Consider the following 20,757-nt stretch of genomic DNA (forward strand, 5'->3'; position numbering starts at 1 on the left):
ATCAGGCTCCTACAACAGAGAAGTTAAATTAAAAATACCGTGTCGCCAAAGCGACAGCAGCAGCGGTGGCCAACAAACAACCAACAAGGCTGCCAACAATATAGCCAAGGGCCACCAGCGGCTGGCCATTGTGCCACAGTATCAGGCTTTCGAGGGAGAAAGTGGAAAAGGTTGTCAGTGCGCCAAACATGCCGGTCATCAACAGTAGACGCCATTCCTCCCCCAACATGGCGCGGTGAGCGATCAGTACATAAACAATACCGATCAAAAAAGAGCCTGTTAAATTGACAATGATGGTTCCTAGCGGAAACCGACCCTCAAATACCGGAAAGCTCCAGATACTCACCAGGTGGCGAAGAACTGCCCCAAGTGCGCCGCCCAGGGCGACTGCCAGCCACTGCATTTAGCTGCTTCCTTTCTATCTATCTATTTAGAGTTTCTGTAACGCTGCCTGTCACTCTCGCGATTTAGTCGGCGCAGAGTCTGCAATTTTTCTGAAATTTTTAACTCCAGCCCTCGGGGAACCGGCTGGTAGTACTCGCGCTCGGCAATCTCTTCGGGGAAGTAATTCTCTCCCGCAGCAAAAGCATCGGGTTCGTCGTGGGCGTAGCGATACTCCGCACCGTGGGACAGGCTTTTTGCCAGTTTGGTAGGGGCATTGCGCAAATGCACTGGCACTTCATAACTGGGCTCGCGACGAACATCCGCCACGGCACGATTGTAAGCGGAGTAAACCGCATTGCTTTTTGCCGCAACCGCCAGGTAAGTAATGGCTTGGGCAATTGCCAGCTCGCCCTCGGGGCTCCCCAGTCGTTCCTGCACATCCCAGGCATTCAGTGACAATTGCAAAGCCCTCGGGTCCGCATTGCCGATATCTTCGCTGGCCATACGCACGACACGGCGAGCGATATATAACGGGTCGCAGCCTCCATCCAACATCCGCACAAACCAGTAGAGCGCCGCATCCGGGTCAGACCCCCGCACTGATTTATGCATGGCGGAAATTTGATCGTAAAAATAATCGCCGCCTTTATCAAAACGGCGAACATCGGCACTGAGCACCTCGGCGAGCACGTCTTCATCGACAATCAGTCGCCCGGCCTCCTCTTTGGCCAGGTCGCAGGCCACTTCCAGCAAGTTCAGTGCACTGCGGGCATCCCCATCGGCAGCCCGGGCAATCTTGCCCAACACTTCCTCGGGAATGTTGACGCTCCGCTCGCGCAACTGCAGGTCGGTTTGCAGGGCGTAGCGCAGCAACCCCAACAACTCCTCTTCGGGAATACTGCGCAAAAGATAGACCCGACACCGGGACAGGAGCGCATTGTTCAACTCAAAAGCCGGGTTCTCTGTAGTCGCCCCGACAAAAGTCACAGTGCCCTCCTCCACGTAGGGAAGGAAGGCATCCTGCTGAGCCTTATTAAATCGATGCACTTCATCGACAAATAAAATAGTGTGTCGGCCCGACTGTATCCGGTGCTGTTCAGCTTCGGCCACCGCCTGTCGAATATCTTTCACTCCGGCGAGTACCGCAGACAGTGTGGCAAATCGAGCATCGCACTCTTCAGCTAGCAACCGCGCAAAAGTGGTTTTACCCACACCGGGTGGGCCCCACAAAATCATAGAGTGCAGTTGGCCGCGCTCTACGGCCTCCCGCAGAGGTTTGCCCTCCCCCAATAAATGCGACTGGCCCACATAGTGGGCCAGGGAATTCGGCCGCATACGGGCCGCGAGGGGCTGGTGGGTTTTGGGAGTATCGAACAGATCACTCATCTTTAATAATGTCAGTACCGGCCGGGGGCTTAAAATCAAATATAGAAGCGGATAGTTTTGGATTCGCCTCCATACCACTGAACTGAATTTCAGTGGTTTGTCCCATACCATCGCGCACGGTCATTGCCGACGGCAAGCCATTTTTGGCAAATCGAATTTCCATCGCTTTAAAAGGGGCCGAGGGGTTCTTGGGGGTCAGGTGATAAACCCCTTCTTTCTGGCTCACATTAAACGAGCCCCGAATTTCCTCTACTTTGCCCCCCAGTAATAGGGCTGGAGTATCTTTTATACGGGCATCCACCGGGCGAACTGTCACCTGCTCCAGGTCCGGATCGTACAGCCAGAGCGTCTTGTTGTTTGTCACCAGTAACTGGGGATAAGGCTCACCGGTTTTCCAGCGCAATTTGCCCGGGCGCTGCACAGAAAAGCTACCATTGCTCTTTTGTGTGACCTCGCCACGCTCGTCGATCAATGTCTGTTTGAAATTACCCGAAATCGCCTCCAGCGGCTTGAGTAAATCGCTCAGGTCATCTGTAGCATCAGCCCAGGCCGCGCTGACGGTAACACTGATTGAAAGCAGCAGACCCTGCAGAATTCTTTTCATAGTGGAGTCCCAACGTATTGATTTCCTTAAAGATTAACCCCAACTAAGTGAACAGTGGCTTAACCCGCCACTGCTCCAAGGGCCAAACTCCTATCAGGCTGGCGGCGGTGCCAGCACCTCTCGATTGCCGTTGTGGCCCGCCGCAGATATCACCCCAGCAGCCTCCATGGCGTCAATAATTCGAGCCGCGCGATTGTAACCAATCCGCAGCTGACGCTGCACAGAGGAAATTGACGCCTTGCGGGATTTAGTGACGAAAGCTACGGCTTCGTCGTAGAGCGCATCGGCTTCAGGATCTTCATCCTCACCGCCTTCAGACTGTAATCCAGGCACAGGAATACTGTTATTACTATCGTCGACAATACCATCGATATAATCAGGCTCACCGCGACGGCCCCAATCCGCGACAACTTTATGCACTTCGTGATCGTCGACAAAAGCGCCGTGGACACGAACGGGAACACCACTTCCGGGCGGTAAGTACAACATGTCACCATGACCGAGCAGCTGCTCCGCGCCGCCCTGATCGAGGATTGTGCGGGAGTCCACCTTGGACGAAACCTGGAAACCGATTCGAGTAGGTACGTTAGCTTTAATCAAGCCGGTAATAACATCCACCGACGGACGCTGAGTTGCAAGCAGTAAGTGGATCCCAGCTGCACGGGCTTTTTGTGCGATTCGCGCGATCAGCTGTTCAACCTTTTTACCGACGATCATCATCATGTCGGCAAATTCATCAATCACGACAACAATGGCAGGCAGTGCTTTCAGGGCAGGTGCGGTTTGTTCATCTTCCGGCACGCTGGAGGCGGGATCTGGCTGCCAGATAGGATCGATCAGCGGCTCCCCGGCCTCTTCCGCTTCTTTCACTTTGCGATTAAAGCCTGCGAGGTTTCTCACCCCCATTGCCGCCATCAACTTGTAACGGCGTTCCATTTCTCCAACACACCAACGCAAACCATTGGCGGCATCGTTCATATCGGTGATGACCGGGGTCAACAAATGCGGAATGCCCTCGTACACAGAGAGCTCCAGCATTTTTGGGTCCACCAGAATCAGGCGGACCTCATCGGGCGTGGATTTGTACAGCAGGCTCAACAACATAACGTTGATACCCACGGATTTACCCGAACCGGTGGTACCCGCTACCAGTAAGTGAGGCATCTTGGCCAGATCGGCCACCACTGGCTGACCGGAAATATCGTGACCGAGCGCCAGAGTCAGCGGCGATTTGGCATTATCGTAAACATCTGCCGACAACACTTCACTGAGGCGCACCATCTGTCGATTTTCGTTAGGGATTTCAATACCCACTACCGATTTGCCTGGGATTACCTCGACCACACGCACACTGATCACCGCCAGTGAGCGCGCCAGGTCTTTTGCCAGATTGGAAATCTTGCTCACCTTTACACCGGGAGCAGGCTGAATTTCAAAGCGGGTTACTACCGGTCCCGGCAGCACAGATACCACTTCGGCAACAACGCCGAAGTCTTTCAGCTTAAGTTCCAACAGGCGTGACAGCGCTTCCAGGGATTCCCGGGAGAAGCCGGCCTTCTTGTTTTGATCTGCTGGATCGAGAAGACCCAGCGGCGGCAGGGTTCCAGTAACCGGGCCACTCTTGAAAAGCTCTCGCTGTTTTTCCTTTGCTGCCCGAGGACTCTGCTTCGGCTTGGGGGCAGTGGGCTCAATCTTTGGGGGAATTCGTTTGGCAACTCGCTGTTTCTCTTCCTCCACAGCGGCCTTGCGCACGACGATCGCCTCTCTGGCCACCCTCCGCTCATTGCGCTTTTGGCGCCAGCGTTGATAGAAACTGCCCAGTAAGGCAAAAAAGCCGAGCACATTCTTGCCGATTGCCTCTGCCAATTTGAGCCACGACAAACCTGTAAAAACAGTGACACCGATAGCAAATATCGCCAGCAGTAAAATGGTTGCCCCTACATAGCCGAGGCTAGAACCCAGGGCAGACGCCATCGCACTGCCGATGATGCCTCCGTTGGTAAACGGCAACGGGTTTTCTGCGGGATCAAAACAAAGAGTCGCCATTGCCGCCCCGCTGACAAGAACAAGCAGCAAGCCAAATACTCTCAAAGCAAATAGCGGCAAATGGAAGCGGGCATTGCGATCGCGAAGAATGTGATAGGCCCGCAGACCAATCAGCAAGGGGAACAGGTAAGCCATCCATCCGAGCAAAGACAAACACACATCTGCCAGCCAAGCACCGGCTGGCCCAATGGCATTGTGCACTTGTTGGGTACTGCCAGTTTGCGACCAGCCCGGATCTTCTGCGCTAAAGCTTAACAGGCTAATGGCGAGCAACAGGGCACCAGCCAGCAAACTGATCAGGGCCCCCTCGCGAACGAGTCGGGCGATCAATGAGTCTGGCAATGCATTGCTCTCTGCAGGGCTTTTTTCAGTTGCGCTTTCGGCCTTCAATGGCTTACCTCAATAATGCTGTACTTTTTATGTCCACATGAACTTGGCGGTGTCTACCTGGGACCTGAATCCCCATGCCGCCTGACAAAATTCTGTATTGCTTACAGAAGAAAGCAAATCAATCAGGCTATTTTACAATCTACGCTTTCAGATTGCGCCTTACGATCCCTGACACCAAGTAGTTTTTTGTTGTTTGGCGGCAGTATCGAAAAACCTGGAGCGCTTCCTAGCCAGTATTCTCTTCTAAATTTATCGGTTTGTACGTGCGATAGATGCAATTTGGAATCATCATCGAGATATCTTGCCCTGAATCCTCCCAGCAAACCTCATCAATAATCGCCTGGGTAACTCTCTCGCGGAGGTAACTATTCAGAATTTCCAATTTGTATTGATCCCCGCCCAACTCTGTTTTTAATTTGTCTTGAGTACTATCCCGGTAATAGGTTCTGGATACCCGCTCTGCTTGCGAAAAGCCTGCATCGCTGAGTAATTGTAACAACTGGTCTTCCCGCAAAAAGAACCGATCCAAGAGCAACGATTCACGGTGTGTCAGCGCTGACAGTTTTCGCTTTTGGGCACACAGTAAATCTTGGACCCCGGCAGACGCCGGCATCAAGTCCCAAACCAACAGCGGACCTCCCGGCTTCAAAACCCGATAACACTCCTGGAGAACCAGGGGCTGATCTTTATAAGGCACTTCGTGCAGGCCCATTCTGATTGCCACAGCATCAAATAATTCACTGGGATATGGCAAGTTTCTTCCATCACCTATAGTGATATCGGCAGCTAGCAATTGAATATTTGGGTCAAGGTTTTCAAGCTGCGAAGGGTGGGAGTCGCACAAGCTACATTGAATAATAACCCCATGAGCTTTGGCAAACTTAAGCAGGTAGCTACTCAGGACTCCCCTGCCACACATCAAGTCGAGAACTCGACAACCATTGCTGAGGCCCAGCGCCATAGCAAACTTCTCGAGCTCTTCTGGCTCACCCGCGCAAGTAACCGCCCCACCTCCTGTATCACCATATCCATCAGAGACAATTTCACAGCGTATTTGCAAGTTGAGCGCGGTAAATAGATCCAGCAGGTGGGGTGGGCCATGTAAGCTCGCCCGGTGATCGCCATCGGGCTCCAGATCAATGGAAAAACGCAACGAATAACTATCGTCGATAATTTCGGCTACGAAAGCCTGGGCCTCCTCACTAAGGGTCAGAAAAGTTTTAGGATGCCCCAACTGCTCTCGCTTCAGGTTTAAGGGTATGAACTTTCTTTTGTAGCGCATAACGATCCTCAACCCACTGGGGTTTGGGCACTTACTCGAAGTCACTGGTCTCTATGACGCTCACACACTCAATACATCTAACAATCCGTAATTCTAATTTGTGACACCCCATTCTCCCCCTAGCAGTGCCAGCAGCAGCTGCGTTAGATTGGAACTTTTTTACATTTTTCCAGCTCTTACGGCCAACTATGGCGCAATCTCCGATTTGAGCCAAACCTCTAGCAAGGTCAAAGAGAGTTGAATAGGTACGATCAATCGAACAAATTAAGGCAAACTATTTCGCCGAATGGTAAATATCGCCTATTATATCGCCCAATTTAATAGTCTCGCCTGATCAAAAAATGGACGGGCATATGGACTCCCAGCCCATTGGGTAAACTTCGCAAATTGAGAGTTTTAAAGAGTACTTCATGAGCAATAACCATCATCGACTGATCATCCTCGGCTCAGGCCCTGCCGGCTACACCGCGGCTATCTACGCTGCACGGGCAAACCTGAACCCGGTTGTTATCACGGGTATGCAACAGGGTGGGCAGCTGACCACCACCACTGAAGTCGAGAACTGGCCGGGCGGTATTCCGGAGCTTCAAGGTCCGGACCTGATGGTGCAAATGCAGCAGCACGCAGAGCGCTTCGAGACAGAAATCATCTTCGATCACATCGAATCTGTTGATCTGAAACAGCGTCCTTTCACCTTGAAAGGCAACGAAACTTACACCTGTGACTCACTGATTATCGCCACTGGCGCCTCAGCACAGTACCTGGGCCTACCTTCTGAGGAAGCCTTCCAGGGGCGCGGTGTCAGCGCCTGTGCGACCTGTGACGGATTCTTCTATCGCGACCAGAAAGTTGCTGTTGTCGGTGGTGGCAACACCGCCGTAGAAGAGGCCCTGTACCTCTCCAATATCGCCAGTGAAGTGACCCTGATTCACCGCCGCGACGAGCTTCGCGCAGAAAAAATCCTTCAGGACCGTCTGATGGATAAAGTGGAAAACGGCAATATCAATGTCTGCTGGCACAACACCCTGGACGAAGTACTCGGTGACGACAACGGTGTAACTGGGCTGCGCCTGCGCAACACCCAGGACGACACCACAACAGAGCTGGATGTTTCCGGTGTGTTTATTGCTATCGGCCACAAACCGAATACCGGTATCTTTGAAGGCCAGCTTGAAATGAATGGTGGTTACCTCATTGTGGAGAGCGGCCTGAACGGCAATGCCACCCAGACTTCTGTTCCCGGTGTATTTGCCGCAGGTGACGTATCCGACCATATTTACCGCCAGGCGGTAACTTCTGCGGGTACCGGCTGTATGGCCGCCCTGGACGCCGAGCGCTTCCTCGACGCCGAGAAGTAAGTCAAATCCCCGGGCAGAGCTTTTCTGCCCGGTATCCCCCTCTACCGACAGGAGTCAGATCGTGGCAGGGAACACCCAAAGCCGCCTGATGTGGCTCGACCACACCGTTGTTGATTTTCCCCCAACTGAATTCGCACTGGATGACCCCAATGGCCTGCTGGCGGCCGGAGGAGACCTGACTCCCGAGTGGCTGGTTGAAGCCTATCAAAGGGGCGTCTTCCCCTGGTATTCAGATGACCAGCCGATCTTGTGGTGGAGCCCCTCCCCTCGCTGCGTGGTTATCCCGCAAAACTTTCGTATTGGCCGCACTTTGCGCAAAGTATTGCGCCGAGGAACCTTTTCGGTCACCTTCGACCAAGCCTTTCCCGAGGTAATTGAGGCCTGTCGTGCCCCCCGGGCGGATGAAACCGGCACATGGATCACCGATGAGATGTGCGACGCCTATGTCGATATGCACCATCAGGGATTTGCCCACTCTGTGGAGGTTTGGCGCGACGGTCAACTCGTTGGCGGACTCTATGGTATTGCGCTGGGGCGAGTGTTCTTTGGGGAGTCGATGTTTCACCGGGAGACAGACGCTTCAAAAGTCGCTTTTGTCCACCTCGTTCGGCAATTAGAATTGTGGGGCTGCCCACTGATCGACTGCCAGGTGAGCAATCCTCATCTCAGCAGCCTTGGGGCGGTGGAAATGTGTCGTAAGGATTTCGAACAACTGCTGGCAGACGGCGTTAAGCAGCCGCCTTTCCCGCAGCCCTGGAAGCTTTCGTGGACTTATGGGTAAATACTCTCAGCTGGATTCAGTGCGCCTGTTGGCCACCCTGCCCCACCCCTGCGGTTACCTGCCGGATCGGGAGGCGACAACGGTGTTTGTCGATCCACAAACAGAAGTGGATCAGCGTCTGTACAACCGCCTGTCAGAGCTGGGATTCCGGCGCAGTGGTGCCTACCTCTATCGCCCCCAGTGCGCGACCTGTCGCGCCTGCATACCGGCTCGCGTGCCTGTGAGCCTGTTTGTCCCCGACCGCAACCAGAGACGCTGCTGGAAGCGCAACAAGGACCTGGACATATTCCATATCGAGTCCATCGATACAGATGAGCATTACGAACTCTACGCCCGCTATATCGAGCAGCGCCATGCCGATGGGGAGATGTACCCGCCCAGCCGGGAACAATACCGCAGCTTCCTGAGTCAGGCTTGGGGGTCTACTCGCTATATTGAGCTGAGAGCCCGCGGCAAGTTGGTGGCAGTGGCTGTAACAGATATCCTGACTGCCGGGTTATCGGCGATCTATACTTTCTTCGATCCCGATGAGGACAAACGGAGCCTGGGCAGTTACTGCATCCTCTACCAGATCGAATGGGCCCGGCGCTTGGGACTACCTAATCTCTACCTGGGGTACTGGATTGAGAAGTGCCACAAAATGGCCTATAAAAGCCAATTTCGCCCCATCGAAATGTTAAAAGAAAACCGCTGGAGCCTTAAATCGCTCTAGTTCAACACACTCTCCCTTTGCTCTATCTTGCCTTTTCGTGCAAAATGCTCGCCCGTCAAGCCGCGGCTAGGCCAAAGAGCCTCCGGGGTAAAGGTCTGATCAAGTTATTGTAAGGTTGCTGCCGCATGGCAAAAGACGATTATATTGAAATGGAAGGCGAGGTGATCGACACCCTGCCGAACACCACTTTCCGCGTAAAGCTGGAAAACGGACACGTGGTAATTGCGCATATCTCTGGAAAGATGCGTAAAAACTACATTCGCATTCTCACCGGCGACAAGGTGAAAGTGGAGCTGACTCCATACGACCTGAGCAAGGGCCGCATTACGTACCGCGCGCGCTAATTCGCTCAGAGGCCAAATTCCGCAAGGCAATTTGACCTGAAATAAAAAAGCCACCTCTCGGTGGCTTTTTTATTGCTTGGCTGAAGCTAATTTACTTTAGGCGGGCACCGCCGTTTTAATCGCCAGCTCATCATCTTCAATAGTGACGCAAACACGCCCACCCTCTTCTGCCAACTCACCAAAGAGCACGGCTTCTGCCAGAGGCTTGCGCAGCTTGTCGCGAATCAGACGGGACATAGGCCTCGCACCCATCTTCTCGTCATAACCCCGCACCGCCAACCACTCTCGAGCCTCATCATCTACAACCAGTGTCACCTTGGAGTCATCCAACTGGGCCTGCAACTCAACGATAAACTTATCCACCACCGTCTTCACGACATCCAGAGGCAGAGAGCGGAATTGAATAATATTATCGAGGCGATTGCGGAACTCCGGGGTAAACATCTTCTTGATCTCCTCCATTCCATCGGTGGAGTGATCTTGATGGGAGAAACCAATTGAACGACGGCTCATCACCTCAGCGCCCGCATTGGTTGTCATAATCAGGATGACATTGCGGAAGTCCGCTTTGCGGCCGTTGTTATCAGTTAGGGTACCGTGATCCATCACCTGCAAAAGCAGATTGAATACTTCGGGGTGTGCTTTCTCAATTTCATCGAGCAGCACAACACTGTGAGGGTGCTTGGTTACCGAGTCTGTCAGTAAACCACCCTGGTCAAAACCTACATACCCAGGGGGCGCGCCGATCAGGCGGGAAACCGTATGGCGCTCCATATACTCAGACATATCGAAGCGAATCAGCTCGATACCCATCACCTTCGCCAATTGGCGGCAGAGCTCTGTCTTGCCGACTCCGGTGGGGCCCGAAAATAGGAAGGAGCCGATGGGTTTCTCTTCAGAACCCAGGCCGGCGCGACTCAGCTTAATCGCAGTACCCAGGGCATCAATCGCGCTGTCCTGCCCAAACACCACCATTTTGAGATTGTCATCCAGGCGTGATAACTGCTCCTTGTCAGAAGCAGACACGCTCTTGGCAGGTATTCTCGCCATCTTGGCGATAACCATCTCAATCTCACAGACCCCAATAACCTCTTTGCGGTCCTCTTCAGGCAGCAAAGATTGGTAGGCTCCCGCCTCATCGATTACATCAATGGCCTTATCTGGGAGGAATCGCTCGGTGATGTGACGACTGGATAGCTGCGCAGCAGCATCCAAAGCTCCATCGGTAAAGCGGACCTTGTGGTGATCCTCAAAGCAGCTTCTGAGCCCCTGCAATATTTGCACGGTCTCTTCCACTGAGGGCTCACTGACATCGATCTTTTGAAAACGGCGCGACAGCGCGCGATCTTTTTCAAAGATACCGCGATATTCAGTAAAAGTAGTGGAGCCTATGCAGCGCAATTGACCGCTGGAAAGTAGCGGCTTAAGCAGGTTGGAGGCATCCATGACGCCTCCTGAAGCGGCGCCGGCCCCGATGATGGTGTGGATCTCATCAATAAACAGTACGGCGTGCTCACGCTTCTTGAGCTCCGCCAGCAGCGCCTTAAAGCGCTTCTCAAAATCACCGCGATACTTGGTCCCCGCCAGCAGGGAGCCGAGATCCAGAGAGTAAATAGTGCTCTCTTTCAAAGGTTCGGGGATATCCTCATCGACAATACGCCGTGCCAAGCCCTCAGCAATTGCCGTCTTGCCGACACCGGACTCACCCACCAACAGTGGATTGTTCTTGCGGCGACGAGCGAGAACCTGCGTGACACGCTCCACCTCAGGTGCACGCCCCACAAGCGGATCAATACGACCAAGAATTGCCTCTTGATTGAGGTTGGTGGCATAGCTTTCCAGGGGGTCGGAACCACCGGGCTCAGCACCCCCACTAATTTCCTCATCTACCTGCTCAGGTGCAGTATCGGAACCGTGATGGTGATTATTACCACTGGAGCCAACGCGGGAAATTCCATGGGTGATGTAGTTGACGACGTCTATCCGGGCAACACTCTGCTGCTTCAAGTAGTAAACAGCCTGGCTCTCCTGCTCACAGAAAATGGCGACCAGGACGTTAGCCCCTGTAACTTCCTTTTTACCGGATGACTGGACATGGAATACGGCCCTCTGCAGGACCCTTTGGAAACCCAATGTCGGCTGGGTTTCTCGATCTGTATCGGCCTCCGGGATCAACGGTGTTGTGGAGTCCACAAACTCCAGGAGTTCACGGCGCAATGCACTTAAATCCGCCCCGCACGCATGTAGAACATCTGCTGCGGATTCGTTATCCAAGAGCGCCAGCAATAGGTGCTCAACGGTCATGAATTCATGCCGTTTCGCTCGAGCACCTTTGAACGCTAGATTAAGCGTTACCTCTAAGTCCTTGCTGAGCATCTAAACCTCAAACCCTAATCGCCAATATTTCCCGCCGACTCCGCTGGTAGGCGCGCACCCTTCGCCGGCGTTTATATCCTGGCTGATTCCCTTCAGGTGACGGGACCCTTTGTTCAAAGCAGTTTTTGTCAGAATCAATCCTCTTTGCTTTCGTCCGCTTCAATTTCACATAACAGGGGATGCTCATTCTCTTGAGCGAACTGATTGACCTGTGCGGCCTTTGTCTCCGCTATATCCCGAGTATAGACACCACACACTGCTTTTCCCCGTGTGTGAACCTGCAACATTAACTGTGTGGCGCGCTCCCGGTTTACTGAAAAAAACAACTCCAAAGTCTCAACAACAAAATCCATGGGGGTGTAGTCATCATTGAGCATAACGACTTTATACATCGGCGGCCGCTTTAGCTGCGGCGGCGCCTCCTCAAGGGCCAACCCACCATCGAAATCATCGAAGTACGGGTTGTCTCCATCAGAGTCACTGGAGCTTAGTTTAATGATTCGCGAAGTACTCATAACAATTATCAATGAATTCTATCGAGCCTGAAAATTGCACCCAATGCAACCTTCAATGACGTGACATTGTAACCTTATTTGACCTTTGACACAGCGGTCAGCGGGGAACCTTGACAATCCTCCAGCTGTTGACTACAAGAGGTAGTGACCGTTACATCAAACGTTAGTCGCAGATAGGATCGCAGCCGATTAACCAGCAGGTCAAATAAATATAAAAACTCTGTAAGGTGGCCAGGGGCCACTCAGGCAATTAGAGGGAATCGTTATGCCTACCGGTACTGTAAAGTGGTTCAACAACGCTAAGGGATATGGGTTTATTCTTGCAGATGAGGGAGGGGAGGATCTGTTCGCGCACTATTCCGCAATTCAGATGGAAGGCTACCGAACCCTGAAGGCCGGCCAGCAAGTCACCTTCGATATTATTCGAGGAGACAAGGGCTACCACGCTGCAAATATCTCTGCACTGACCTCCGAAACCACTTCACCCAACACTTCGAGCAAAAGCGAGTCTGATGCAGTGCTCACAGAGAATTCCAGGGAGAAGGAAGCGGAAGCTGTCGGCTAAGCGAGCCCAGCAAACAGACAATAAAAAAGCCCTTCACCAAGGTGAAGGGCTTTTTTCATGGGACTCGGGCCAACTTAAAGCCAGCCCGGCCTCACGGATGCAGCTTAAGCCATGTGCTTGATAACTTCGTCACCAAACGCAGAACAGGACTTCAGCTCAGCACCGTCCATCAGACGCTCGAAATCGTAGGTTACGGTTTTGGCTTCGATAGCACCTTCCATACCCTTGATTACCAGGTCAGCAGCTTCGTTCCAGCCCAGGTGACGCAGCATCATCTCAGCGGAAAGAATCAGGGAGCCTGGGTTAACCTTGTCCTGGCCAGCGTACTTAGGCGCAGTACCGTGGGTTGCTTCGAACAGGGCAACGTCGTCGGACAGGTTTGCGCCCGGAGCGATACCAATACCACCAACCTGTGCAGCCAGTGCGTCAGACAGGTAGTCGCCGTTCAGGTTCAGGGTAGCAATTACGTCGTACTCAGCCGGACGCAGCAGGATCTGCTGCAGCATAGCGTCAGCAATTACGTCCTTAACAACGATTTCCTTGCCAGTCTTCGGGTTCTTGAAGCTGTGCCAGGGGCCGCCGTCCAGCGGCTGAGCGCCAAACTCGTCGCGAGCCAGCTCGTAACCCCAATCAGCGAAGGCACCTTCGGTGAACTTCATGATGTTGCCTTTGTGTACCAGGGTTACAGAATCGCGATCCTGATCCACAGCGTACTGGATGGCCTTGCGCACGAGACGCTTGGTACCTTCTGCAGAAACCGGCTTAACACCGATACCACAGTTCTCAGGGAAACGGATCTTCTTAACACCCATCTCGTCCTGCAGGAACTTGATAACTTTCTTAGCTTCGTCAGTGTCAGCTTTCCACTCGATACCAGCGTAGATATCTTCGGAGTTTTCACGGAAGATAACCATGTCTACCTTGTTCGGCTCTTTAACCGGAGAAGGTACACCGCTGAACCAGCGCACCGGGCGCTGACATACGTACAGATCCAACTCCTGACGCAGGGCTACGTTCAAGGAACGGAAGCCGCCGCCTACTGGAGTGGTCAGGGGGCCTTTGATGCTAACAACGTAGTCTTTGATCGCTTCCAGAGTTTCAGCCGGGAACCAGTCGCCAGCGTAAGTCTCTGCCGCTTTCTCACCGCAGTAGATTTCCATCCACTCGATTTTCTTTTCGCCGCCGAAAGCTTTTTCTACAGACGCGTCGATCACCTTGCGCATTACCGGGGTGATATCCACACCGATGCCGTCACCCTCGATGAAAGGAATAACCGGGCGATTCGGAACATTCAGCGAACCGTCGGAATTGACTGTAACTTTTTCGCCGTCTGCCGGCACTTGGATATGACCCATATTGCGTAAACTCCCAAAATTCTATGACTTTTTAGGTCCAGCGTTGCTTGCACCGCTCCCCCGGGACCTTAGGGCGGGGATGAAAAACGGCGGGATTATAGCAGCCTCGGCTAATTTTTGTAGTTGGATTACAATACTCAATTTTTCTTATGGCAAAGATTATTCTCCTCAACAAGCCTTTTGGCGTATTAAGCCAATTTACAGATGATCAGGATCGCGCCACTTTGGCTAACTTTATCCAGCACAAGGGATTCTATGCGGCGGGCCGCCTAGACTACGATTCTGAAGGATTACTACTACTGACTGATGATGGAGCGCTACAACATCAAATCAGTCACCCCAAGCGGAAAATGCCCAAAACCTATTGGGCCCAGGTGGAGGGTGAAATTACTGATGATGCCCTTTATATGCTCAGGCAAGGGGTCGACCTGAAGGATGGCCGAACCGCACCTGCCAAGGCCAAGCGCCTGCCTGATATGGAGCCCTGGCCCCGCACGCCGCCAATTCGCGAACGCAAATCGATCCCAACCAGCTGGTTGGAGCTGACTATCTCCGAGGGGCGGAATCGCCAGGTAAGGCGGATGACTGCGGCGGTAGGCTTCCCTACCCTGCGGCTAATCCGGGTGGCGATAGGCAGCTGGAAGCTCGACTCATTAAAGCCTGGCGAGTATCGAACGGAGGAGGTTTTTAGCGCTCCCAAGCCCCGAACAAAGCCGGCAAACAACCGCAATCGACCGCGCCGAAAGCGATAATCTATAACGGAAGATCAAAGCGGTCTTGGTCAAATGGGGCGTTCGCAGGTAAAATTCGCCCCCCTTTCATACCAGTGAAGTAGTGACTGTCCTTCTTATGCCTGATTCCACCCACAACAAACAGCCAAAGCGCGTCATCGTCGGTATGTCCGGCGGTGTGGATTCCTCTGTAGCCGCACACCTGCTGATCCAGCAGGGCTATCAAGTGGAAGGCCTGTTTATGAAAAACTGGGATGAAGACGACGGCACAGAATACTGTACCGCCAAGGCAGACCTGGCTGATGCCCAGGCAGTTTGTGAGAAATTGGGCATCAAGTTGCACACCGCCAACTTTGCTGCGGAGTACTGGGATCACGTATTTGAGTACTTCCTGGCAGAGTATAAAGCCGGGCGCACTCCCAATCCGGACATCCTGTGTAACCGGGAAATAAAATTTAAGGTCTTTCTTGAGTACGCCGAAGTGCTGGGTGCCGATGCAATAGCCACCGGGCACTATACCCGTCGCCGCGATATCGATGGCCGCACCTATTTATTGAAGGGCCTCGACGGTAACAAAGACCAGAGCTACTTCCTGCATGCGGTGGGAGAAGCCGAATTTGCCCGCTCACTCTTTCCTCTAGGAGAGCTGGAGAAGCCCGAGGTTCGCCATATCGCTGAAGAAAACGGCTTTATCACCCACAACAAGAAAGACAGCACCGGCATCTGCTTTATCGGCGAGCGCCGCTTCAAGGATTTCCTCGAGCAGTACCTGCCCGCCCAGCCCGGCGATATGGAAACCCCAGAGGGTGAAGTCATGGGGCGCCACGCGGGCCTGATGTACCACACCATTGGCCAGCGCCAGGGGCTCGGTATTGGCGGCGTCAAAGGTGCAGGCGAACAGCCCTGGTATGTTGTCGGAAAAAACCTGGAGCGCAATGTCTTGATTGTGGCCCAGGGTGCACACCACCCCCTGCTTTATGCAACGGGGCTGGAAGCAACACAGACCCACTGGATTAATGGCGCAGCACCGGGCAAAACCTTCCGCTGCCAGGCCAAGACCCGCTATCGCCAACCAGATCAGGATTGCACCGTGCACCTGCAGGACAATGGCGATTTGGTTGTAGAGTTCGACGAGCCACAACGCGCAATCACACCGGGACAATCTCTGGTACTGTACGATGGAGAAACCTGTCTCGGTGGTGCGGTGATCGAGAAAGCCACGGGAGTTGGCGCCGCAGTACCGGAAAAATACAAGAAAGATTAAGGAGTAATTTTGAATAACTGGCGGGATCAGGCACTGGCACTGGCAGGAATATTCCAATCCGCAACACTGGTGGAGCGCCTGGCCAAAACAGGCTCTGCACCGCAGGAACAGCTGGAAACCGGGGTATATAGCCTCTTCCAACTAAACCCTGATCGCACTGAAGATATATTCGCCGGTGCAGACAAGCTGCTGCCCGGCTTAAAAGTATCGCAGCAAATACTAAAGACCCGGCAACACCCGGAATATACCGACGGTCTACGCTACGCCCTCTCGGTGATCTACCTGCAGCGACAACTCAGCAAGAATAATGACCTGCTATCAATCATTGGCAGCCGATTGGATAAGGCCAAGACTCAAGCAGAGCACTTCGAGCTGACTCACGAGAATGTATTTTCCAACCTCGCCAGCATCTACAGCGATACGCTAGGTACCTTCCGCTTCCGGATTCAAGTACTGGGTGACTTCAATTACCTGCAACAGCAGCGTATCGCCAATCAAATTCGCTCCATGCTATTTGCCGGCATCCGCTCGGCAACCCTATGGCGACAGCTGGGTGGGCGTCGCCTGCACCTTCTGTTCCAGCGCAAAAAGCTTTTGAATGCGACCAACGAATTGATCGCACATATCGAATCTATAAAACACTAATCCCGGAGATTTACTATGACAGTTGAGCTTTCCGCACTCACAGCGGTATCCCCTATTGATGGTCGCTACGAGAGCAAGACTGCCCCCCTGCGTGAAATTTTCAGTGAATACGGCCTGATCCGCGCCCGCGTTGAAGTGGAAGTACGCTGGCTGCAAAAACTTTCCGCACATAAAGAGATCGCCGAAGTTGAGCAGTTCGACGAAGCTGCCAACAAGCTGCTCGACAGCATTGTGGCCGACTTCTCCCTGGAAGATGCTGAGCGCATCAAGGAAATCGAGCGCACCACGAACCACGATGTAAAAGCGGTTGAATACTTCCTCAAGGATAAAATCAGCAGCAATGCCCAGCTGGCAAAAGTGAGTGAATTCGTACACTTTGCCTGCACCTCTGAGGACATCAATAACCTGTCCCACGCCCTGATGCTTCGCGCCGGCCGCGACAACGTCATGTTGCCTGCGATGGAAGCCCTGATTGACGCTATCGTAGGCCTGGCCCAGGACTTTGCCGACGTACCCATGCTGTCCCGTACTCACGGCCAGACTGCCAGCCCGTCTACTGTTGGTAAAGAACTTGCCAACGTGGCCGCGCGCCTACGCCGCCAGGTAGCCCAGATTAAAGCGGTACCGCTGCTGGGTAAAATTAACGGTGCGGTAGGTAATTACAACGCTCACCTGTCCGCCTATCCCAATATTGATTGGGAGCAAAATGCTGAAGAATTCATTTCTTCTCTGGGCCTTAGCTGGAACCCCTACACCACCCAGATCGAGCCCCACGACTACATTGCTGAGCTGTTCGACGCTGTTGCCCGCTTTAACACCATCCTGATCGATTTTGACCGCGATGTATGGGGCTACATCTCCCTGGGTTACTTCAAGCAAAAAGTCGTAGCCGGTGAAGTTGGCTCCTCCACCATGCCGCACAAAGTTAACCCCATTGACTTCGAAAACTCCGAAGGCAATCTGGGTATCGCCAACGCCGTATTCCAGCACCTGGCAGCCAAACTTCCAGTATCCCGCTGGCAGCGCGACCTGACAGACTCCACCGTGCTGCGCAATATGGGGGTGGGTGCGGGCTACTCTGCCATTGCCTATGCCGCCACCATGAAAGGCCTGGGCAAACTGGAAATCAACCGCGAGCGCCTAGCGGAAGACCTGGATAATTCATGGGAAGTGTTGGCAGAACCGATCCAAACGGTTATGCGTCGCTACAACATTGAAGAGCCTTACGAAAAACTGAAGGCCCTTACCCGTGGCCAGGGCATCACCCGTGAAACCCTGAAAGTATTTATCGAGAACCTGGAGATTCCCGCAGAAGCCAAGAGCGATCTGCTGGAAATGACTCCGGCATCCTATATCGGTAACGCCGTAGAACAAGCTCGCAAAATTTAACCGAGCCCAGCTACCAGCCGCACCCAGTGCGGCTGGTCATCTTTTAAAAAATACAAAAGTACGCTGGATAGTTTCCGAACCTCAGAATATCCAGATACAAACCCCAGCCTTCTGACAGTGAGAGTTACCGTGGCCAGCCCCCTTACCCATCTTGGCGACATGCCCATCGAAGTTTTTATGCGTGACTACTGGCAGCAGAAACCCCTGCTGATACGCAATGCTTTCGCCAACTTTGAATCACCCATCTCGGGTGAAGAACTCGCTGGTATGGCCCTGGAGGAAGCGGTCGAGTCTCGCTTGGTATTGGAAAATGGTGAGAGCGGCCCCTGGGAGCTGCGCACCGGTCCATTCACTGAAGAGGATTTTCTCTCCCTCCCTAAAACCCACTGGACCCTGCTGGTACAAGCTGTCGATCAGTGGATGTCAGAAATTGCTGAACTAAAAGATTTCTTCCGCTTTATCCCCGACTGGCGGCTGGATGATGTGATGATCAGTTACGCCGCCGATAAGGGCAGCGTTGGTCCCCACTACGATCACTACGATGTGTTTCTTCTCCAGGCCGAAGGCAAGCGTTTGTGGCAACAAGGCCCCAAGGTGGATGAAAGCAATCCCCGCCTGGAAGGAACGCGCCTCAATATCCTGAAAGAATTCGAAGCAGAAAACAGCTGGGTACTAGAGCCCGGCGATATGCTTTACTTGCCGCCCCAATACAGCCATTGGGGAATAGCCGAAGGTGGGTGCACCACGATCTCTATTGGTTTCCGCGCGCCTTCCGCCGCGGCGATCCTCGAAGATCTCGCCGCTGAAATCGCTATGGATTTGCCGGACAGCCAGCGTTACACCGATGCCGGTGCTGAAGTGGCGAAAAACCCAGCGGAAATTGACCCCGCCTCTGTTGCCCGCCTGCAACAACAACTCGGCGAATGGCTGCAGCAGCCGGAGAAAATCGCCCAGTGGTTTGGTGCGGTTATGACCGAAGCAAAATACCCGGATACTGTCGCCCTGGATGCTGACGATGCTGCAGACTGGCGCGAACAAATGCCCCGGGGAGCACAACTGGTTTTAAATCCCGCTTCCCGCACCGCCTTTTGCCGCGAGCCAGCCACTTTGTTTGTTGATGGTGAAGCCTTCCCCTGCCCCCTGGCGTTTGCCGAGCGGTTTGCTGAATCCCATGAAATTTCCTGGGATGATATCGAAGCCTTCCCGGAAATAGCCGAAGACAGCGCCCTTCTCGATCAGCTGGTTGCACAGGGCACCTTGATCTACCCTCCTGAGGATTTCTGAGATGCCAGTAGCTATACGCCTAGCGGATTGGAACACTGACCGGGACGCAATTCGTTCAATTCGCGAAGCAGTTTTTGTACAGGAACAACAGGTACCTGCGGACCTGGAATGGGATGATCAAGAGGAGACATCCCAGCACTTCCTCGTCTTCCGCGAAACAATCCCAGTTGCCACCGGGCGCCTCACCCAAGGCGGAAAAATTGGTCGTATGGCTGTACAGAAATCTTCACGCGGATGCGGCATCGGGGCCCAGCTATTGCAGGCCATCTGTGAGCGGGCGAAGGAACAAAACTTTCAGCAAGTCTATTTACATGCACAGCAACATGCCGAGGGGTTTTACTTGCAGGCTGGGTTTGAGGTGGAAGGCGACGTGTTTTACGAAGCGGGAATTCCCCACATCAAAATGGTGCGCGGCCTGATTTGACCATTTTGAGGCCTGCCACCAGCACCCATATTGCAGGCCCAGCCCCATCTCAACTCTCTACTGGGGCATAGCGCTTCTCGACAAAGTGAGCCAAAGGCGCTATCCCCAACACATATACTATCCAGAGCCCAAGCCCCCAATAGGGATTGAAAAGGGTCAACAAGCACGCCAGGATACTGGTACACAACATCACCATGCTGACCACTAGTACACGGTGCGCGGATACGTTCGTTCGGTTCGCAGCGACACACCACATACCCGCAATTGCGATAGCGGCCACCGCGTAGCTGGCTGACAATAAGATCACTGACCAAACCTGGTCTGGATACTCCCCCATCAAACTTGCTGGAAAAGGAATAAACGCCACCGCCCCCAATAGCAAAAAGTTAAAACTGGTAAAGGCAACCGATTTAAATTGGTGGTCCGACATCAGATGATTGTGGGTAAGCCATAGCCGACAGAGAATCGCAAAGCTCAGTATCCAGGAAAAAAAGTGGGGCAACTGCTGAAGAATATTGCTGTGGAAATCCTCGCCCGGCTTTATATCCTCCAGATCGGGAATCTGGATATTAAAAACCAACAGCGTCATAGCAATGGCAAAAACGCCATCACTCACGGCATTAATACGGCTAGCCAAGAAAGACTTTCGACGCATGGGCCACCATCGATTGCCAGGGTTGCATACTCATTAAAGCCCAGTCCCGAAGCACGATCTCACCTCCAGTATCAAGATGCCAACAGCGTTCACACTGCTCACATCCCTTCCACCTGATAACGAGCCACGGAATGTTTCTATTGGGGAGATGAAATTACGTGATAACGACTTTGTAAGTGTATTCTTTTGAATAAAGAGTCTATTAAAGCTCCTCAATACGGCACCGCCTAGCAAATAGCATTCAACTTCAACAGCCGTTGGCGATAC

General features: G+C 53.1%; 20 protein-coding genes. 11 read left to right on the forward strand and 9 right to left on the reverse strand.

Translation table 11 applies throughout. From position 1 onward, the window contains the following. Positions 1 to 28 precede the first annotated feature (28 nt). The 5 genes from crcB to ACYX4J_RS11570 form a co-directional block, all read right to left on the reverse strand. On the reverse strand, positions 29 to 403 hold the full coding sequence (crcB, locus tag ACYX4J_RS11550) for a fluoride efflux transporter CrcB (protein ID WP_282933067.1): 375 nt from the start codon (positions 401 to 403) through the stop codon (positions 29 to 31). Positions 404 to 426: 23 nt separating this feature from the next. Beyond that, positions 427 to 1,770, reverse strand: coding sequence for a replication-associated recombination protein A (locus ACYX4J_RS11555; protein ID WP_444917329.1), 1,344 nt, complete (start codon positions 1,768 to 1,770; stop codon positions 427 to 429). Further along, the gene (gene lolA, locus ACYX4J_RS11560; RefSeq protein WP_476176647.1) at positions 1,763 to 2,374 is read right to left on the reverse strand and encodes an outer membrane lipoprotein periplasmic chaperone LolA; all 612 of its coding nucleotides are present in this window, start codon (positions 2,372 to 2,374) and stop codon (positions 1,763 to 1,765) included. Before lolA ends, ACYX4J_RS11555 begins: the two co-directional genes overlap by 8 nt. Before the next feature lie 93 nt (positions 2,375 to 2,467). Continuing rightward, positions 2,468 to 4,810, reverse strand: a complete 2,343-nt coding sequence (locus tag ACYX4J_RS11565) for a DNA translocase FtsK (protein WP_444897513.1) — start codon at positions 4,808 to 4,810, stop codon at positions 2,468 to 2,470. A gap of 226 nt (positions 4,811 to 5,036) precedes the next feature. Further along, the gene (locus ACYX4J_RS11570) at positions 5,037 to 6,092 is read right to left on the reverse strand and encodes a methyltransferase domain-containing protein (protein WP_282933071.1); all 1,056 of its coding nucleotides are present in this window, start codon (positions 6,090 to 6,092) and stop codon (positions 5,037 to 5,039) included. Between the two features lie 410 nt (positions 6,093 to 6,502). Here ACYX4J_RS11570 and trxB point away from each other — a divergent pair, with 410 nt between their 5' ends. From trxB to infA, 4 genes are all read left to right on the forward strand, one after another. Further along, complete coding sequence (gene trxB, locus ACYX4J_RS11575; RefSeq protein ID WP_282933072.1) at positions 6,503 to 7,450, forward strand: thioredoxin-disulfide reductase; 948 nt, start codon at positions 6,503 to 6,505, stop codon at positions 7,448 to 7,450. Positions 7,451 to 7,538: 88 nt separating this feature from the next. Next, entirely contained in the window at positions 7,539 to 8,231 is a 693-nt protein-coding gene (gene aat / locus ACYX4J_RS11580; RefSeq protein WP_476178658.1) for a leucyl/phenylalanyl-tRNA--protein transferase, read from the forward strand. Continuing rightward, complete coding sequence (locus tag ACYX4J_RS11585; RefSeq protein ID WP_413662222.1) at positions 8,224 to 8,943, forward strand: arginyltransferase; 720 nt, start codon at positions 8,224 to 8,226, stop codon at positions 8,941 to 8,943. Before aat ends, ACYX4J_RS11585 begins: the two co-directional genes overlap by 8 nt. A 125-nt stretch (positions 8,944 to 9,068) precedes the next feature. Beyond that, positions 9,069 to 9,287 carry a translation initiation factor IF-1 gene (infA, locus tag ACYX4J_RS11590; RefSeq protein WP_010130378.1) on the forward strand — a complete coding sequence of 73 codons (219 nt, stop codon included), beginning with the start codon at positions 9,069 to 9,071 and terminating at the stop codon, positions 9,285 to 9,287. Positions 9,288 to 9,383: 96 nt separating this feature from the next. On the opposite strand, the gene clpA is transcribed toward infA, so the two are convergent. Next, complete coding sequence (clpA, locus tag ACYX4J_RS11595) at positions 9,384 to 11,663, reverse strand: ATP-dependent Clp protease ATP-binding subunit ClpA (RefSeq protein ID WP_413662223.1); 2,280 nt, start codon at positions 11,661 to 11,663, stop codon at positions 9,384 to 9,386. Positions 11,664 to 11,797: 134 nt separating this feature from the next. After that, entirely contained in the window at positions 11,798 to 12,178 is a 381-nt protein-coding gene (gene clpS / locus ACYX4J_RS11600) for an ATP-dependent Clp protease adapter ClpS (RefSeq protein ID WP_413662224.1), read from the reverse strand. Between the two features lie 265 nt (positions 12,179 to 12,443). Here clpS and cspD point away from each other — a divergent pair, with 265 nt between their 5' ends. Continuing rightward, positions 12,444 to 12,743: a cold shock domain-containing protein CspD gene (gene cspD, locus ACYX4J_RS11605; protein ID WP_444897514.1), complete on the forward strand. Its 300-nt coding sequence runs from the start codon at positions 12,444 to 12,446 to the stop codon at positions 12,741 to 12,743. A 104-nt stretch (positions 12,744 to 12,847) separates the two neighbouring features. Here cspD and icd read toward each other — a convergent pair whose 3' ends face one another. Beyond that, positions 12,848 to 14,098 (reverse strand): NADP-dependent isocitrate dehydrogenase, encoded by a 1,251-nt coding sequence (gene icd, locus ACYX4J_RS11610; protein WP_020415259.1) that lies wholly within the window; start codon positions 14,096 to 14,098, stop codon positions 12,848 to 12,850. Between the two features lie 149 nt (positions 14,099 to 14,247). Between icd and ACYX4J_RS11615 the strand changes: the two genes are divergently transcribed. The 6 genes from ACYX4J_RS11615 to ACYX4J_RS11640 all read left to right on the forward strand — a co-directional run bounded on the left by ACYX4J_RS11615 (position 14,248) and on the right by ACYX4J_RS11640 (position 19,835). Further along, the gene (locus ACYX4J_RS11615; protein WP_413662227.1) at positions 14,248 to 14,850 is read left to right on the forward strand and encodes a pseudouridine synthase; all 603 of its coding nucleotides are present in this window, start codon (positions 14,248 to 14,250) and stop codon (positions 14,848 to 14,850) included. 97 nt (positions 14,851 to 14,947) lie between these two features. Beyond that, a complete protein-coding gene (gene mnmA / locus ACYX4J_RS11620; RefSeq protein ID WP_444933384.1) occupies positions 14,948 to 16,093 on the forward strand; it encodes a tRNA 2-thiouridine(34) synthase MnmA in 1,146 nt (381 codons plus the stop codon). A gap of 6 nt (positions 16,094 to 16,099) precedes the next feature. Beyond that, positions 16,100 to 16,738 carry a high frequency lysogenization protein HflD gene (gene hflD, locus ACYX4J_RS11625; protein WP_476178659.1) on the forward strand — a complete coding sequence of 213 codons (639 nt, stop codon included), beginning with the start codon at positions 16,100 to 16,102 and terminating at the stop codon, positions 16,736 to 16,738. A gap of 15 nt (positions 16,739 to 16,753) precedes the next feature. Then, the gene (purB, locus tag ACYX4J_RS11630; protein WP_413662229.1) at positions 16,754 to 18,127 is read left to right on the forward strand and encodes an adenylosuccinate lyase; all 1,374 of its coding nucleotides are present in this window, start codon (positions 16,754 to 16,756) and stop codon (positions 18,125 to 18,127) included. A gap of 129 nt (positions 18,128 to 18,256) precedes the next feature. Further along, the gene (locus ACYX4J_RS11635) at positions 18,257 to 19,411 is read left to right on the forward strand and encodes a JmjC domain-containing protein (protein ID WP_476176648.1); all 1,155 of its coding nucleotides are present in this window, start codon (positions 18,257 to 18,259) and stop codon (positions 19,409 to 19,411) included. Between the two features lies 1 nt (position 19,412). Next, positions 19,413 to 19,835 (forward strand): GNAT family N-acetyltransferase, encoded by a 423-nt coding sequence (locus ACYX4J_RS11640; RefSeq protein ID WP_444913226.1) that lies wholly within the window; start codon positions 19,413 to 19,415, stop codon positions 19,833 to 19,835. A gap of 49 nt (positions 19,836 to 19,884) precedes the next feature. On the opposite strand, the gene ACYX4J_RS11645 is transcribed toward ACYX4J_RS11640, so the two are convergent. Further along, positions 19,885 to 20,490: a TMEM175 family protein gene (locus ACYX4J_RS11645; RefSeq protein WP_444897520.1), complete on the reverse strand. Its 606-nt coding sequence runs from the start codon at positions 20,488 to 20,490 to the stop codon at positions 19,885 to 19,887. Positions 20,491 to 20,757: the final 267 nt, after the last annotated feature.

This window comes from Microbulbifer sp. ABM4_008 (assembly GCF_056311705.1).